Source organism: Halomonas koreensis (genome assembly GCF_031451675.1).
GTDB lineage: Bacteria > Pseudomonadota > Gammaproteobacteria > Pseudomonadales > Halomonadaceae > Halomonas > Halomonas koreensis.
On record NZ_JARWAK010000005.1, the window covers coordinates 117,842 to 133,483 of the forward strand.

Here is a 15,642-nt window from a genome sequence, read left to right on the forward strand (position 1 = left end):
GCCGGCGCATGACCCAGCGCCTGGCCGCCCTGCCCGCCACCGCCGCCGCCCTGCTGCTGCTGGCCCTCGGCCTGGTCGCGGCCGGCACCCCGTCGATCGCCGACGCGGCGGGCTCGGCGCTGATCGGCCTGGTCGCCGTCGGCCAGCTGGTCTGGCACCTGCGCCGGCTGCGCCTGGCGCGGCTGCTGCTCGCCCCGGCCCTGGGCTGGCTGGCGCTGTGCCTGCTCAGCTACCTGCTGCCCGAGCACTGGATCGCCCATGCCACCTGGAACCGCCTCGCCGCGGCCCTGGCCCCGGGCAGCCACGTCAACGACTGGCGCCCGCCGCTGCTGGTGGTGGCGACCCTGACGCTGCTGGCGCTGGGGCCGCTGACCCGCACCCGGGCGAACCTCGGCGCCCCCCTGCTGCTGGCCAGCGCCGCCCTGGGCCTGGCCGGCCAGCTGCTGGAGCACGCCCATGCGCACACCCTGCTGCCCCAGGCCACGGACGGCATCCGCACCACCGCCCTGGCCTGCCTGCTGATCGGCCAGCTGATCGACACCCTGGGCGGCTGGCGCGCCACCCGCGGCAGCGTACGCCGCGCCCTGTGGCCATCGCTGCTGCTGGCCCTCCTGGCGATGGCCTTCTGGCACCACCAGCGCGCCCTGAGCGACCACCAGCTGCGCACCGAGGTCGAGGCCCAGGGGCAGCGGCTGGCCGACCGGCTGTCGGACGAGATCGGCGCCCACCTGGCCGCCATGCAGCGCTTCGCGGCGAGCTGGGAGTGGCACGCCGTCCCCCCTCCCGACGCCCAGTGGCAGCGGCAGGCCGCCCTCTACCACCGGGACTTCGGCTACTTCCTCAACATCGCCTTCATCGATGCCGACAGCCGGATCCGGCGCGTCCACCCGCTGACGGCCCTCAATCGCGGGGTGATCGGCACTCGCCTGTACGAGGCCCAGCCCGCCGGCCGCCAGGCGCTGGGCCACGCGCTGGCCGGCGAGGGCATCGGCAGCACCGAGATCATCGGCCTGCTCCAGGGACAGCCGGGGATCGTCCACTACCTGCCCGTGCGACGCCCCGACGACGGGGACGTGATGGGCGTGGTGGGCATGGTGGTGGGCCTGCAGTCGCTGGCCGACACCCTGTTCCGGCGTGTCGATCCCCGCGCCGTCGCCCTCACCCTGCGCGACGGCGAACGCCTGCTGGCCCACCAGGGGCCCACCGAGCGCCAGGGGCCCTGGCGGCACGCGACCACGCTGACCATCGGCGCGAAGGCGCTGACCCTGACCAGCCGGCCGACGCTCGACGCGCTGCTCGCCCGGCGCTCGCGGCTGCCGGCGATCAGCCTGACGGCGGGCCTGACCCTGGCCTACCTGCTGTACCTGGCGCTGTTCGCGCGCCACCGCATGGTCCTCCAGCACCGCCAGGTGCGACGCTCCAATCGCGAGCTGCGCCGCGAGGTGCGCAGCCGCACCCGGCTGCAGCAGGAGGTCGAGTGGCTCGCCGAGCACGACGAGCTGACCCGCCTGCCCAATCGCCGCCGCTTCCTGCAGGTGCTCGCCGAGCAGGCCGCGACCCGGCCGCTGAGCGTGCTGCTGTGCGATGTCGATCACTTCAAGCTGGTCAACGACCGGCTCGGCCATCTGATGGGGGATCGCTACCTGGCCGAGCTGGGGCGCCAGGGGCAGGCGGTGATCGGCGAGGCGGGCGGGGTCTTCGCGCGCTTCGGCGGCGAGGAGTTCGTCGCCTGCCTGCCGGGCCGGGACGCCGACGCCGCCGCGGCGGTCGCCGAGCGCTTCCGGGCCCGGCTGGCCGGCGCCGGCCTGACCCACGAGGACGGCACGCCGATCACCCTCAGCGTGGGCATCGCCAGCCTCACCGAGGGGCCGCTGGTGGAGGACGAGCTGCTCCAGGCCGCCGACGACGCCCTCTATCGGGCCAAGTCCCGCGGGCGGGATCGGGTCGAGATCGCCCCGCCCCGCGCCCTACCCTGCGCCGGAGCCTGACCGCCGCTCGGCGAAGAAGGCCTTGAGCCGCTTCGAGATCCGGGTGGCCAGCACCCCGCCCTCCACGGCGACCCTGTGGTTGTACCAGGGCTGGGCGAAGAGATTGGCCCGGGACTCGACCATGCCGGTGCGCGGCTCGGCGGCGCCGTAGACCACCCGCGCGAGGCGGGCGTGGATGATCGCCCCGGTGCACATCAGGCAGGGCTCCAGGGTCACGTAGAGGGTGCAGCCGTCGAGCCGGTAGTTGCCCAGGCGGGCCCCGGCGTCGCGCAGGGCGCGGATCTCGGCATGGGCGCTGGGATCGTGGCCGGCGATCGGGGCGTTGAAGCCGGCGCCGACGATCTCGCCGGCGGCATCCACCACCACCGCCCCGACGGGCACCTCGCCGGCCGATGCGGCCCGCTCGGCCTGCTCCAGGGCCCGGTGCATGTAGAACTCGTCGCTGCGCATCGCCGCCGACTCCCGTAGACTGATCACCATGAAACATGCGTATGACGCCGCGGCCCGCTGCCCGGCCGCGGCCCCTGGAGGATACCCGGAATGAGCGCTGCCCTGAACGCCCTGGTGGACCTGCTGGCCCTGGAGCCCCTGGAGGAGAACCTGTTCCGCGGCCGCAGCCAGGACCTGGGGCTGCCCCAGCTGTTCGGCGGCCAGGTCCTGGGGCAGGCCCTGTCCGCCGCCACCCATACCGTGACGGCCGAGCGCCGCGTGCACTCCCTGCACGGCTACTTCCTGCGTCCCGGCGACGCCACCCGACCGGTGGTCTACCAGGTCGACGCGGTGCGCGACGGCCGCAGCTTCACCACCCGGCGCGTCACCGCCATCCAGAAGGGGCGGCCGATCTTCTTCTGCAGCGCCTCCTTCCACGGCGACGAGCCCGGCCCCGAGCACCAGCCGAGCATGCCCGAAGTGGTGGCGCCGGAGGACCTCGACGACGCCAGCCTCGCCATGCGCTTCCCCGGCCACCCCATCGAGTTCCGCCACGTCCACGACCAGGCCGAGCCGGGCCATCCGGCCCGCAAGCGGCTGTGGTTCCGGCTCGCCGGCACCCTGCCCGATGACGCCGCCCTGCATCGCTACCTGCTCGCCTACAGCTCCGACTTCAACCTGCTGACCACCGCCCTGGTGCCCCACGGCATCGCCTTCGGCGACCCCGGCCTGCAGATCGCCAGCCTCGACCACGCCCTGTGGTTCCACCGCGACGTGCGGGTCAACGACTGGCTGCTCTACGACATGGACAGCCCCTGGGCCGGCGGCGGCCGGGCCTTCACCCGAGGCAGCATCTACGACCGCCAGGGGCGGCTGGTGGCCTCCAGCACCCAGGAGGGCCTGACCCGCCGCCGCGACTGACCCCGTGTCGTGTCGCCACCGGGAATTCCGGCGTCGCGGCGGGGATGGTGGCCCTCGACACCCCTCCTACCTTGGACAGTAAGGCGACGGTGCCTCCGGCAGGCCGTCGCCGCGGGCGCCGCGGCGCGCCCGCTCGCACGGGTCAGGGTGGGGCAATGCGAGGGGCCGTCTCCTCGCCACCCTAGAGCCGACACCGGCCATGAACGGGTGAGGAGTGCCGAGCCATGTCCAACCGCGACAACGTCAACTACCAGCAGTCCATCGACCAGGGCGAGCGCCTGGTGCCGGTCAACCTCCGCCAGACCGGCGATCCCGGCATCCAGATGCTGATCTCCAACCGCGTGCGCAAGTCCCCCTACTGGCATCTCTCGGTGGAGGCCGGCTGCTGGAAGGCCACCGTCTACAACCGCATGTACCACCCCCGGGCCTACGTGCGCCCGGAGGACGGCGGCGCCATGGAGGAATACCGCGCGCTGGTCAACGACGTGACCCTGTGGAACGTCGCCGTCGAGCGGCCGATCCGCGTCAAGGGCCCCGACGCCGAGGCCTTCTGCAACTACGTCTGCACCCGCGACGTGACCCGGGTGCCGCCGATGATGGGCCGCTACGTGGTGCTGTGCGACGAGCAGGGCCATGTGCTCAACGACCCGGTGATGCTGCGCGTGGCCGATGACGAGTTCTGGTTCACCATCAGCGATTCCGACCTGGCCTACTGGTTCAAGGGCATCAACCACGGGCTGCGCTACGACGTGAGCATCGACGAGATCGACGTCAGCCCGCTGCAGGTCCAGGGACCCAAGTCCGAGGACCTGATCGCCGATCTGGTCGGCGAGGGCGTGCGCGAGGTGCCCTACTACGGCCTGATGGCGGCGACCATCGAGGGCGTGGAGGTGCTGATCTCCCAGACCGGCTTCTCCGGCGAGAAGGGCTACGAGGTCTACGCCTACGACTCCACCCTCAACGCCGAGACCGTGTGGAACGCCATCCTCGCCAAGGGCGAGAAGTACGGCCTCAAGGTGATCGCCCCGGCCCACCACCGCCGCATCGCCGCCGGCATCCTGTCCTACGGCCAGGACCTGGACCACGAGACCAATCCCTTCCAGTGCAACCTGGGGCACATGGTGCCCAAGGCCAAGGAGGCCGACTACATCGGCCGCGACGCCCTGGAGCGCACCCGCGAGCGGGTCAACGCCGGCGACCCGCCGTTCAGCCACCAGTTGGTCGGCCTGCGGATCGGCGGCCGCCCCATCGAGGACTACGCCCCGGACTTCTGGCTGGTCGGCCACGACGCCGGCAGCGACCCCTGCGGCTGGATCACCTCGCCCTGGTACTCGCCGGAGCTCGGCACCAACATCGCCATGGCCTACGTGCCGGTGAGCGTCGCGGTGATCGGCACCCCGCTGGTGGCCTGGCTGCCCGACGAGTTCCTGGACATCCCCGGCCAGCCGGTGGACGCCGTGGTCTGCGAGATGCCCTTCCGCGCCTCGGTGAACCCCAGTTCCCGGGAACGGGCCAAGGCCGCGGGACGCGACTTCGCCTACTGAGCTCGACGCCCGGGCCGGCGGCCCGGGCGCCCCTTGGCAGCCCGGCGCCCGGGGCTTATGATGCTCGACGCGCCGGTGTAGCTCAGCTGGTAGAGCAACGCACTCGTAATGCGTAGGTCGGTGGTTCGAGTCCACTTACCGGCACCAGAAAGACCAATAGAAACGGCCACTTAGCGAATCTTCGCGGTGGCCGTTTCTCATAGTGTAATGACCCCCTGGTTTCTACACACCCTACGCGGCTAATGCTGGGTGTGCTCGGGGTGCCACATAGTCCAGAGACTGATGTGGCCGCTCGTCGTTGTAGTACCGGATCCAGCGATCGATCACGACCCTGGCTTGCCCCAGCGACTCGAAGCGATGGAGCCAGATGCATTCTTCCTTCAAGGTGCGGAAGAAGCGCTCAACGAGGCCGTTCTGCTCCGGCGTATATGGCGTCGTGAACTCCTGGGTCAGGCCATACGCCTTCACCGTGCTCGTGTAGTGGCGACTGCTGAAGACCAGGCCGTTGTCGGAGCGTAGTGTTAGCGGTTGCTGAACGCGTCCCAGCGCTCCCAACCGATAGATCAGCGCCTCCTCCAGGGCAGCCTCCGCTGTCTTGCTGCTGCCATTGTCCGATAATCGCCAGCCGAGGATCTCTCGCGTACAGCAGTCGATGATCACCGCCAGGCTGGCCCGCCGATCCTTGCCGCACCACACGTGCGTGAGATCGGTGGCCCATCGCTCGTCAGGCCGTGACGCGACGGACGGAAGGCTCTTGGCACGCGGTCGAAAGCCTTGTGGCCGCTTGCGTACCTGCCAGCCTTTGAGCTGCAGGATGCGCTGGATCGGCTTGCGGTTCTCCCCCAGGACGCACGCCAGGCGCCGATAGCCGTAGGTGGGGAACCGCTCCAGGGCCAGTTTCACCCGCGCCGCCAAGTCGGCATTGATAACACGCTGCCGCGCCTTGGGCCGGTAGTACAGGCTTCGCCGGGGGAATCCCAGCCAACGACAGAGTTTGACGAGTGATACCACATGGCCTTCCTCGGCCAGTTGCGCCTGCAGCGACCTTACGAGTTCTCGTCCTCGTCGAGCAGGCGGCGCCACTTTTTTAGCGCATAGATCTGCAGATGGGCCTCGCCCAGTGCCTCCTTGGTCTCCCGGAGCTCAGACTCGTACTGCTCACGGATGTCCTTGGGGCGGGCCTTGAACCCGTTTTCCATGCTGCGCTGGGCCTCATCGATCCAGCCCTCGACCTCGGAGACGGTGAGGTCGTGCTGGCGGGCCACCTCAGCGGCCGTGGTCTTGCCCTTGAAAATGTCCATGACCACGGCCGCCTTGCGCTTGGCGGTCCATCGCTTGATCGGGTTGTCGTCGCTCATCCTGTCCTCCTGATGGCTGCACTATACCCTGTGCAGCTATGGAGGGGGTCACTTCAATAGCAGGTTGCGATGGCTGACTATGTGGAAGCGTCTGTAATGCCTCCCCCCTGATTGCTGCACACCCTACGCGGCTAATGCTGGGTTTGCAGCAATCAGGGGTCATTACAGGGTGGCCGCGGCTTTTAACTGCCAACTTCCTAAAACGTCTGGTTAACAGAAGGTAAAAATCTATTTTTGCAAAGCTTACAAAATACCAAACATACCTCCCGAAAAATCACTAAACATAGAAGAACCCATCTTAAAAATAAAAAACAATGCTGCAAAAAACGTCATACCCATAAAAACAACTTCCACGTAAAATTTTCTCTTTTTCTCATTACCAATGTTTTTGCCGGCCAACTGGAGGCAGCGCGCTGTTACAATCGCCACCATTCCGGCCAACATCAACACTTTAGACAACCCACCATGTAAGACGCCAAAGGAAAAAGAATAAGCGCCACATGCATAAACCGGGATTGAAAAAAAACCGCCGCGATGTAAGATCGCATCCCCAAGCACCTTGAAACGATTGACCTCATAAATTTTTAAAGATAAATACTTAACACCAATAACCAATATAAAGAAAAGAAAAACCACACCTGCAAGGTCAACAATCCGAGCATCTATTTCACTGCCTCCGCAACCAGTCAGCAAAAAAGGAATAGAGGAGAAAACCACTTTCTTCACTTTTCTTTCCTTGAGAAAAAAGTCTTTATCCTCTCTGCAAAAGGGAGCAGGAAGGTGCTTATTATTACAGCAAAGCCAATTCCGACCCCAAGGCTAAAAAACGTCCCATCGCCAAGCTGGTAGCCAAAAAAGCCACCTATAATTGCTGAAACCCCCATCGCAATTATAACCACGACAGGAATAAAACCCCGTTGCCTTGAAAACCTCATCATAACACCAATTTACCTCTTATTTTCCTATACTTACATCCATATCACTATTATTTCGTCCAAAAAAACAGAACTTTAGCGAACGGATCGCCAGATCCCTCCCTACTGCTGCCGCTCAGAACAGACAGCGCTTGAAGGTATCGGCAGGCACCAGCACTGCTTTAGAAAGGCTCAATATATTACCGATAAGGGCGGATCCCTCAAGCTGGTGGGCCACCTCACGGAACCGCTCTCCGTGCCAGCAGGGTGCCCGCCGGCGGGTTGGCGCGGAAATGCGCCTCCAGGCCGGTGAAGATCGCCTCGGCCAGGGCGTCCTGGTGGCCGGCGCTCTTCAGGCGCCGCTCCTCGCCGGGGTTGGAGATGAAGCCGGTCTCGACCAGCAGCGAGGGGATGTCCGGTGACTTGAGCACCACGAAGGCGGCCTGCTCCACCCGCCGCTTGTGCAGGTCATTGGTGCGCGCCAGGTGCTCCAGGATGCGCTCCCCGGCGGCCAGCGACTGGTTGAGCGTGGCGTTCATCGACAGGTCGAGCAGGGCGCTGCGGGTCGCCATGTCCTGCTCGGCCAGGGCGATGAAGGCCTCGTCGTCGGCGATCACCGCCCGGTTCTCGCTGTTGGCCAGCCAGCGGGCGGATTCCGAGGTGGCCCCGCGAGTGGAGAGCGCGTAGACCGAGCTGCCATGGGGCCCCGGCCGGGCCACGGCGTCGGCGTGGATGGAGACGAAGAAGTCGACGCGATGCTCCCGGGCGATGGCCGTGCGCCGCCGCAGCCCCACGTAGACGTCGCGATCCCGGGTCAGCACCGCGCGGAACCCCGGGGCATCGTTGACGCGTCGCGCCAGCCGCCGCGCCAGGGCCAGCACCACGTCCTTCTCGTGGGTGCCGCTGGGGCCCACGGCGCCGGGATCCTTGCCGCCGTGACCGGCATCGATGGCGATCACGATGTCGCGCCCGGAGGGCCTGGCCGGCGTCGCCGGGGCGCTCGCGGCCGGCGACGGGGCCTCGGCCGCGGGCCCGCTCATGTCGATCACCAGGCGGTGGCCCTGGAGGCCCGCCGGGGCCAGCGCATGGTGCTCGACGCTCACCGGCCCGGCGAGGTCCAGCACCACGCGGGTGCCCTCGCCGCGCGCCCCGGTACGGATCCCGGTGATCGGGCTGCCGTCCAGGGCCGCATCGGCCAGCGAGCCGGCGAGCCGGCCGCGGGGCAGGTCGATGACCAGCCGATCCGGGCCGTCCAGCGAGAAGATCTTGGGCTGCATGGCCTCGGAGACATCGAGCACCACCCGGGTCTCGTCCCCCGCGGCGCGCAGCCGCAGGTCCTGGATCTCGCCGCCCAGGGCCGCGCCGGCCAGGACCAGCCCGCCCGCCAGCAGCCCGCTCAGCCAGCGGCCGATTGCCGTCTTGCCCTCGTTGCCCACCTGCGCCTTCCTCCGCGTCGATCCCGACGGTTATCGGCCGGCTCGGGGCCGGCTTGAATCGGCGCGCCGTGACGACAGCGGGTGATGCAGCAGCAGGTGGGCGACGCCGCCGATCACCACCCCCCAGAAGGCGGCGCCCAGCCCCAGGAAGCTGACGCCGGAGGCCGTGGCGAGGAAGGTGATCACCGAGGCCTCCAGGTGCTCGCGCTCGGCGGCGAAGGCGCGGATGTTGCTGGCGATGGCGCCGACCAGCGCGAGGCCGGCCAGCACCGCGATGAAGGTGTCGGGCAGCGAGGTGAACAGCAGCACGATGCTGCCGGCGAAGCAGGCCCCGACCAGGTAGAAGCCGCCGCAGGCGACCCCGGCCAGGTAGCGCCGCTTCGGGTCGGGATGGGCCTCCTCGCCGGTGCAGATCGCCGCGGTGATGGCGGCGATCACCGTGGTGATGCCGCCGAACCAGGCGGTGAACAGCGAGATCAGCCCGGTCACGGCGACGATCGGCCGGGCCGGGGTGCGATAGCCGGCGGCACGCAGGATCGCCATGCCCGGCAGGAACTGTCCGGTCAGGCTGACCAGCACCAGCGGTATCGCCAGGCTGAGCGTCGTGTCCCAGCGCCACTCCGGATGGATCAGCCGGGGCGTGGCCGTCTCCAGCGCCACGCCTTCGAGGCTCGCCCCCTCCAGCCCCACCGCCAGGGCGATGCCGACGATCAGCAGCACCACCAGGCAGTAGCGGGGCGTCAGGCGCCGGAACACCAGGTAGGTCAGCAGCATGCCGAGCACCAGCCCCGGCACCGCGGGCAGCGCGGTGAAGACGCCGACGCCGAACTGGAAGAGGATGCCCGCCATCATGGCGCTGGCGATGCCCGGCGGGATGGCCCGGATGATGCGGTCGAAGGAACCGGTCACGCCGATCACCAGGATCACCGCCGCCGCCACCAGGTAGGCGCCCACCGCCTCGTTCAGTGACAGCTCCGGGAACAGCGTGACCAAAAGCGCGGTGCCCGGCGCCGACCAGGCGGTGATCACCGGCACCCTGAGCCACAGGCTGAGCCCGATCCCCGAGACGGCGGCGCCGAGGGAGATCGCCCAGACCCAGGAAGTCAGCATGGCGTCCGAGATACCGGCGCTCTGCCCGGCCTGGAAGACGATGGCCAGCGGTCCGGCATAGGACACCAGCACCGCGACGAAGCCGGCGACGATGGCGGGAATGAGGCCGTCCGTATGGCGTGACATGCAAGGCATCCTCGAGCGGGGGCGGCCCCCGAGCCTAGCATCCGAGGCCCCCGCCCGGCTCAACGCAGCTTGACGCGCATCAGCTCGTCCCAGCGGGTGGTATAGCGTGCGGTGAGCCGCTCGCAGCGCAACGGCCAGGCGGCGTGGCGCCCGGGCAGGCCGAAGCGCACGGTATCGCGGCCCATCCGGCCGTTGAGCGCATCCAGGGCACCCATCAGCCGCTGCCCGCGGCGGCGCCCGGCCTCGTCGCCGGGCGCCAGCAGGGACAGCTGATGGCGCTCGGCATCCACCAGGTCCAGCAGCATCACCCCGCACTTCTGGTAGCGTACGCCCTCGAGGAAGATCGCCGACAGCCCGCGCCCGGCGGCGCCCAGCAGCTCGCGGGTATCGGCGCTGGGCCCGGGCAGCGGCACCACCACGCTGTTGCGGTACTGGCGCTCGCCGAGGCGGTGCGGGTCGCTGCGCACGAACACCAGCACGGCCCGCGCCAGGCTGCCCTGGCGCCGCAGCTTCTCGGCGGCCCGGGCCGCGTGCTGGCGAAGCGCCGCCCGGAGCTCGTCGAGCGAGCCGGTCAGCCGGCCGAAGGAGCGCGACACCATGATCCGCTGGCGCGGCTCGCCCAGGTCCTCGTGGCCGATCGCCGGACGCCCGCGCAGCTCCCAGACGACCCGCTCCAGCACCACCGAGAAGGTGCGACGAACCTGCTTGGGGTCGGCCTGGCGCAGCTGCCAGGCGGTATGGATATCCTGCAGGGCCAGCCGCTCGGCGCTGCGCCGGGCCACGCCCCAGAGCTCGTGCACCGGCAGCGCCTCGAGCACCCGGCGCGTCTCGGGGCCCTCGGCCGCCAGCCGGCAGACGCCGTCGCGCCCGGGCTGGCGCTTGGCGACGCGGTTGGCGGTCTTGGCCAGCACCCGGGTGGGGGCCAGCCCCACGCAGGTCGGGATGCCGGTATCCCGGCGCACCGTCTCGCGCAGCTCGCGGGCCTGGGCCTCCGCCGCGCCGGGCGTGTCGTCGTCGAGGCCGACGAAGCTCTCGTCGATGGAGTAGGCCTCCACGTCCGGCGAGAAGTCGCCCAGCACCCGGTTGACCCGCCGGCTCATGTCGCCGTAGAGCGCATAGTTGCTGGACAGCAGCGTCGCGCGGCGCCGCACCGCGGGGGGCAGCAGGTGCAGGGGCGTGCCCATGGCCACGCCCAGCGCCTTGAGCTCCGCCGAACGCGCCACCACGCAGCCGTCGTTGTTGGACAGCACGCCCACCGGCCGGCCTTCCAGCCGCGGATCGAAGACCCGCTCGCAGCTGACGTAGAAGTCGTTGCTGTCGACCAGGGCGATCACGACGACGCCCCCGGCAGGGCATGCAGCACATGGGTCACCACGCCCCATACCTGGCACTCCCGGCCCGCCAGGGGGATGGGCGCGAAGCGCGGGTTGCTGGCCTCCAGCACCGGCCGGCCCCCGCGTCGGACCAGCCGCTTGACGGTCGGCTCGCCGTCCACGGCGATGATCACCACGCGGCCGGGGCACGGCTCCAGGCTGCGATCCACCACCAGCAGATCGCCGTCGTGGATGCCGTCGCCGAGCATGGAATCGCCCTCGGCGCGCACGAAGTAGGTGGACGCCGGACGGCGCACCACGTGGGCATGCAGGTCGAGCTCCACGTCCAGGTGATCGTCGGCGGGGCTGGGGAAGCCGGCCCGCACCCGGCAGCCCAGCAGCGGCTGGCCCGAACCGGCCGGCGCCGGCCTGGCGCGGGCCGGCAGGCGAGCGAGAGACGGCCGCGGCGACGACATGGCATCCTCCTCGAAAACTGTATTTATACACAGTATCCGACAGCCTCGCCCGGGTGACAAGTCGCCCGGGGCCCGCCGGGGCGTCACTTGACGCCCGCGCCGGGGCCTACCTATACCCAGATAGCCCCTCCGCCTCCCGCCACGGACGCGGAGCCCACGTCACAGCCAGCGGCAGCCGCCGGCGCCGGGCCGACCATGGAGAGCGCCCCGACACGCCCGAGCGGCCCGCGAGGAGTCCGACATGGCGCCTGCTTCCGACCGCGATTCCGCCGCTCGCCGCGATCGCATCAACCCGGTGGTGTTCTACGGCTCGGCCATCGGCATCGTCGCCTTCGCCCTCTGGACCATGGCCTTCACCGAGGCCGCCGGCGCGGTCATCAACACCGTGCTGGCCTGGATCTCGGACAGCTTCGGCTGGTTCTACTTCCTCGCCGTGGTCGCCTACCTGGTGTTCGTGATCGTCATCGGCGCCTCCCGCTACGGCAAGGTCCGGCTGGGCCCCGCCCACTCGACGCCGGATTTCAACGTGGTCACCTGGGCGGCCATGCTGTTCTCCGCCGGCATCGGCATCGACCTGCTGTTCTTCTGCATCGCCGAGCCGGTCACCCAGTTCCTGGCGCCGCCCACGGGCGAGGCCGGCACCGCCGAGGCGGCGCGCCACGCCATGGAGCTGACCTTCCTGCACTGGGGCATCTCCGGCTGGGGCATCTACACCCTGGTGGGCATGTCGCTGGCCTTCTTCAGCTATCGCCACGGCCTGCCGCTGACCATCCGCTCGGCGCTCTATCCGATCTTCGGGCGCCGCATCCAGGGCCCCATCGGCCACGGGGTCGACATCGCCGCGGTGCTGGGCACCGTGTTCGGCATCGCCACCAGCCTGGGCATCGGCATCATCCAGCTCAACTTCGGGCTGCACTACATGTTCGGCGTGCCGGAGAACACCCTGACCCAGGCGGCGCTGGCCATCCTGATCGTGATCTTCTCGGCGATCTCGGCGGTGACCGGGGTCGACAAGGGCATCCGCCGCCTGTCCGAGTTCAACATGCTGCTGGCGCTGCTGCTGATGCTGTTCGTGCTGTTCAGCGGCCAGACCCTGTTCCTGCTCAATGCCCTGGTGATGAACGTCGGCGACTACCTGACCCACTTCATCGGCCTGTCCTTCAACACCTACGCCTTCGATCCGCCCACCGACTGGCTGAACGCCTGGACGGTGTTCTTCTGGGCCTGGTGGATCGCCTGGGGGCCCTTCGTGGGCCTGTTCCTGGCGCGCATCTCGCGGGGGCGCACCATCCGCCAGTTCGTCGCCGGCACCCTGATCCTGCCGCTGACCTTCATGATGGCCTGGATGTCGATCATGGGGAACAGCGCCATCGACCTGGTGATGAACGACACGGCCAGCATCGCCGGCTTCGGCGAGCAGGCCATGAACAACCCCGGCTCGGCCATCTATCTCTTCCTGCAGAGCTATCCCTGGGTGGGGCTGACCACGGTGGTCACCACCATCCTGGCCATCGTGTTCTTCGTGACCTCCGGCGACTCGGGCTCGCTGGTGCTCTCCAACCTGACCTCGGTGCTCACCGACCCCAACCACGACGCCCCCTCCTGGATGCGCATCCTGTGGGCCGCCATCATCGGCGTCCTGACCCTGGCGCTGCTGATGGCCGGCGGCCTCGGGGCCCTGCAGAGCACGGTGGTGATCATGGGGCTGCCCTTCGCCTTCGTGCTCTTCCTGATGTGCATCGGGCTGTTCAAGGCCCTCAAGGTCGAGGGGCTCAAGGAGGACAGCCTGCGCGGCAGCATCGCCGGCCATCTCTCCGGCCGCCTGCCCGGCGAGGGCAGCGGCCACCACTGGCGGCGGCGGCTGTCCCGGGCCATGCAGTTCCCCGGCCACGAGCAGGCGCGGCGCTTCCTCGACGAGACCGTGCGCCCGGCCATGGAGGAGATCCGCGAGGTGCTCGGCGAGCAGGGCGTCAGCGCCGCCCTCGTCGAGGGCGAGGCCGAACACCTGGAGCTCAACGTCGACCTCGGCGGCGAGCCGAACTTCACCTACCAGGTCTGGCCCCATCGCTGCGCCATGCCCGCCTTCTCGATCCGCGCCACCCATGCCGGCACCCACTACTACCGCCTGCAGGTGCATATCGGCGAGGGCGGCCAGGACTACGACATCTACGGCTACACCCGGGAGCAGGTCATCGCCGACATCCTCGACCAGTACGAGCGCCACCTGTTCTTCCTGCACACCCAGCGGGAGCTGCCCGGCGGCGAGGCCATCATGCCGGACACCCCCGCCGCGGGCGGCGACTGACCACGAGACGAGGAGCGACGCCATGAACGATGCCACCTTCGACCGGGTCGCGGACTACGTGATCGTCGGCTCGGGCTCGGCCGGCTCGGTGCTGGCCGACCGGCTGAGCGAGGACGGCCAGCATCAGGTGCTGGTGCTGGAATTCGGCGGCAAGGACAACTCCATCTACATCCAGATGCCCATCGCCTTCTCGATCCCGCTCAACAAGCCGCGCTTCGACTGGGAGCTGTACACCGAGCCGGAGCCCGGCCTCGGCGGCCGGCGCATCCACCAGGCCCGCGGCAAGGTGATCGGCGGCTCCTCCTCGATCAACGGCATGGCGTACGTGCGCGGCTGCGCCGGCGACTTCGACGAATGGGCCGAGCGCGGCGCCGAGGGCTGGAGCTACGCCGAGGTGCTGCCCTACTTCAGGCGCGCCGAGGACTGCCTCTACGGCGAGGACGACTATCGCGCCAGCGGCGGCCCGCTGGGGGTGTGCAACGGCAACGACATGGCCAACCCCCTGTACCGGGCCTTCATCGAGGCCGGCCGCCAGGCCGGCTACGGCGAGACCGCCGACTACAACGGCTATCGCCAGGAAGGCTTCTGCCGCATGGACATGACGGTGCGCGACGGGGTGCGCTGCTCCACCGCCAACGCCTACCTCAAGCCGGCGCTCGCGCGCGACAACCTGGCACTCGAGATGCACGCCCTGACCACCCGGGTGCTGATGGACGGCAAGCGCGCGGTGGGCGTCGAATACCGCCAGCGGGGCAAGACCGTGCGGGTGCGGGCGCGGCGCGAGGTGATCCTCTCGGCCAGCGCCTTCAACTCGCCCAAGCTGCTGATGCTGTCGGGCATCGGCCCCGCCGAGCACCTCCGCGAGCACGGCATCGAGGTGGTCCACGACCTGCCCGGCGTGGGCGAGAACCTCCACGACCACCTGGAGGTCTGGGTCCAGCAGAGCTGCACGCAGAAGATCACCCTCAACGGCTGGCTCAACCCGCTGGCCCGGCTGTGGATCGGCGCGCGCTGGTTCTTCTTCAAGCGAGGCCTGGGCGCCAGCAACCAGTTCGAATCCAACGGCTACATCCGCAGCCGCGAGGGGCTGCGCTATCCCGACATCCAGTACCACTTCCTGGCCGGCGCCATCGCCTACGACGGCTCCAGCGCCGCCGAGGGCCACGGCTTCCAGGTCCACCTGGGGGCCAACAAGCCGCGCAGCCGCGGCCAGCTGCGCCTGACCTCCGCCGACCCCGCGGCGCCGCCGTCGATGCGCTTCAACTACCTGCAGGAGGAGGCCGACAAGGAGGACTATCGCCGGGCCCTGCGCCTGACCCGGGAGATCTTCGCCCAGCCCGCCTTCGACCCCTACCGCGGCGAGGAGCTCTCCCCCGGCCCCGGCGTGCAGAGCGACGCCGAGATCGACGCCTGGGTGGCCGAGACCGCCGAGACCGCCTACCACCCCTGCGGCTCCTGCCGGATGGGCACCGACGCCATGGCCGTGGTCGATCCCCAGTGCCGGGTCCACGGCATCGAGGGGCTGAGGGTGATCGACTCCTCGATCATGCCCAGCGTCACCAACGGCAACATCAACGCGCCGACCATCATGATCGGCGAGAAGGGCGCGGACCACGTGCTCGGCCGCGACCCGCTGCCGCCCTCCACGGCGCCGGCCTTCTCGCTGGAGGCCTGGCAGGTCAAGCAGCGCGAGGCCCCGCCCGAGCGAACGCCGGACTGAGG

13 protein-coding genes and 1 tRNA gene are annotated in these 15,642 nt (G+C 69.1%); 6 read left to right on the top strand and 8 right to left on the bottom strand.

Annotated elements, in window-relative coordinates:
- The first annotated feature begins 8 nt into the window (after positions 1-8).
- On the top strand, positions 9-1,988 hold the full coding sequence (locus QC818_RS07795) for a GGDEF domain-containing protein (protein WP_309652276.1): 1,980 nt from the start codon (positions 9-11) through the stop codon (positions 1,986-1,988).
- On the opposite strand, the gene tadA is transcribed toward QC818_RS07795, so the two are convergent.
- Positions 1,968-2,438 carry a tRNA adenosine(34) deaminase TadA gene (gene tadA / locus QC818_RS07800; RefSeq protein WP_309652364.1) on the bottom strand — a complete coding sequence of 157 codons (471 nt, stop codon included), beginning with the start codon at positions 2,436-2,438 and terminating at the stop codon, positions 1,968-1,970. The genes QC818_RS07795 and tadA overlap by 21 nt on opposite strands.
- Positions 2,439-2,528: 90 nt before the next feature.
- Between tadA and QC818_RS07805 the strand changes: the two genes are divergently transcribed.
- From QC818_RS07805 to QC818_RS07815, 3 genes are all read left to right on the top strand, one after another.
- Entirely contained in the window at positions 2,529-3,338 is an 810-nt protein-coding gene (locus tag QC818_RS07805; protein ID WP_309652277.1) for an acyl-CoA thioesterase, read from the top strand.
- A gap of 224 nt (positions 3,339-3,562) precedes the next feature.
- Positions 3,563-4,882, top strand: coding sequence for a glycine cleavage T C-terminal barrel domain-containing protein (locus QC818_RS07810; RefSeq protein ID WP_309652278.1), 1,320 nt, complete (start codon positions 3,563-3,565; stop codon positions 4,880-4,882).
- Between the two features lie 71 nt (positions 4,883-4,953).
- Positions 4,954-5,029: transfer RNA gene (locus tag QC818_RS07815), tRNA-Thr, on the top strand.
- 84 nt (positions 5,030-5,113) lie between these two features.
- Here the strand turns inward: QC818_RS07815 and QC818_RS07820 are convergent.
- From QC818_RS07820 to QC818_RS07850, 7 genes are all read right to left on the bottom strand, one after another.
- Positions 5,114-5,965 carry an IS3 family transposase gene (locus QC818_RS07820; protein WP_309652279.1) on the bottom strand — a complete coding sequence of 284 codons (852 nt, stop codon included), beginning with the start codon at positions 5,963-5,965 and terminating at the stop codon, positions 5,114-5,116.
- A complete protein-coding gene (locus tag QC818_RS07825) occupies positions 5,929-6,240 on the bottom strand; it encodes a DUF1153 domain-containing protein (protein ID WP_309651289.1) in 312 nt (103 codons plus the stop codon). The genes QC818_RS07820 and QC818_RS07825 overlap by 37 nt, the downstream gene beginning before the upstream one ends.
- A gap of 243 nt (positions 6,241-6,483) precedes the next feature.
- The gene (locus QC818_RS07830; protein ID WP_309652280.1) at positions 6,484-6,966 is read right to left on the bottom strand and encodes a hypothetical protein; all 483 of its coding nucleotides are present in this window, start codon (positions 6,964-6,966) and stop codon (positions 6,484-6,486) included.
- 427 nt (positions 6,967-7,393) lie between these two features.
- The gene (locus tag QC818_RS07835; protein ID WP_309652281.1) at positions 7,394-8,590 is read right to left on the bottom strand and encodes an N-acetylmuramoyl-L-alanine amidase; all 1,197 of its coding nucleotides are present in this window, start codon (positions 8,588-8,590) and stop codon (positions 7,394-7,396) included.
- A 30-nt stretch (positions 8,591-8,620) separates the two neighbouring features.
- On the bottom strand, positions 8,621-9,826 hold the full coding sequence (locus QC818_RS07840; protein ID WP_309652282.1) for a benzoate/H(+) symporter BenE family transporter: 1,206 nt from the start codon (positions 9,824-9,826) through the stop codon (positions 8,621-8,623).
- Positions 9,827-9,885: 59 nt separating this feature from the next.
- Positions 9,886-11,160, bottom strand: coding sequence for a Y-family DNA polymerase (locus QC818_RS07845; RefSeq protein ID WP_309652283.1), 1,275 nt, complete (start codon positions 11,158-11,160; stop codon positions 9,886-9,888).
- Positions 11,157-11,615, bottom strand: coding sequence for a LexA family protein (locus QC818_RS07850; RefSeq protein WP_309652284.1), 459 nt, complete (start codon positions 11,613-11,615; stop codon positions 11,157-11,159). The genes QC818_RS07845 and QC818_RS07850 overlap by 4 nt, the downstream gene beginning before the upstream one ends.
- A gap of 241 nt (positions 11,616-11,856) precedes the next feature.
- Here QC818_RS07850 and betT point away from each other — a divergent pair, with 241 nt between their 5' ends.
- A complete protein-coding gene (gene betT / locus QC818_RS07855; protein ID WP_309652285.1) occupies positions 11,857-13,920 on the top strand; it encodes a choline BCCT transporter BetT in 2,064 nt (687 codons plus the stop codon).
- A gap of 22 nt (positions 13,921-13,942) precedes the next feature.
- Positions 13,943-15,640 (top strand): choline dehydrogenase, encoded by a 1,698-nt coding sequence (betA, locus tag QC818_RS07860; RefSeq protein WP_309652286.1) that lies wholly within the window; start codon positions 13,943-13,945, stop codon positions 15,638-15,640.
- Positions 15,641-15,642 lie beyond the last annotated feature (2 nt).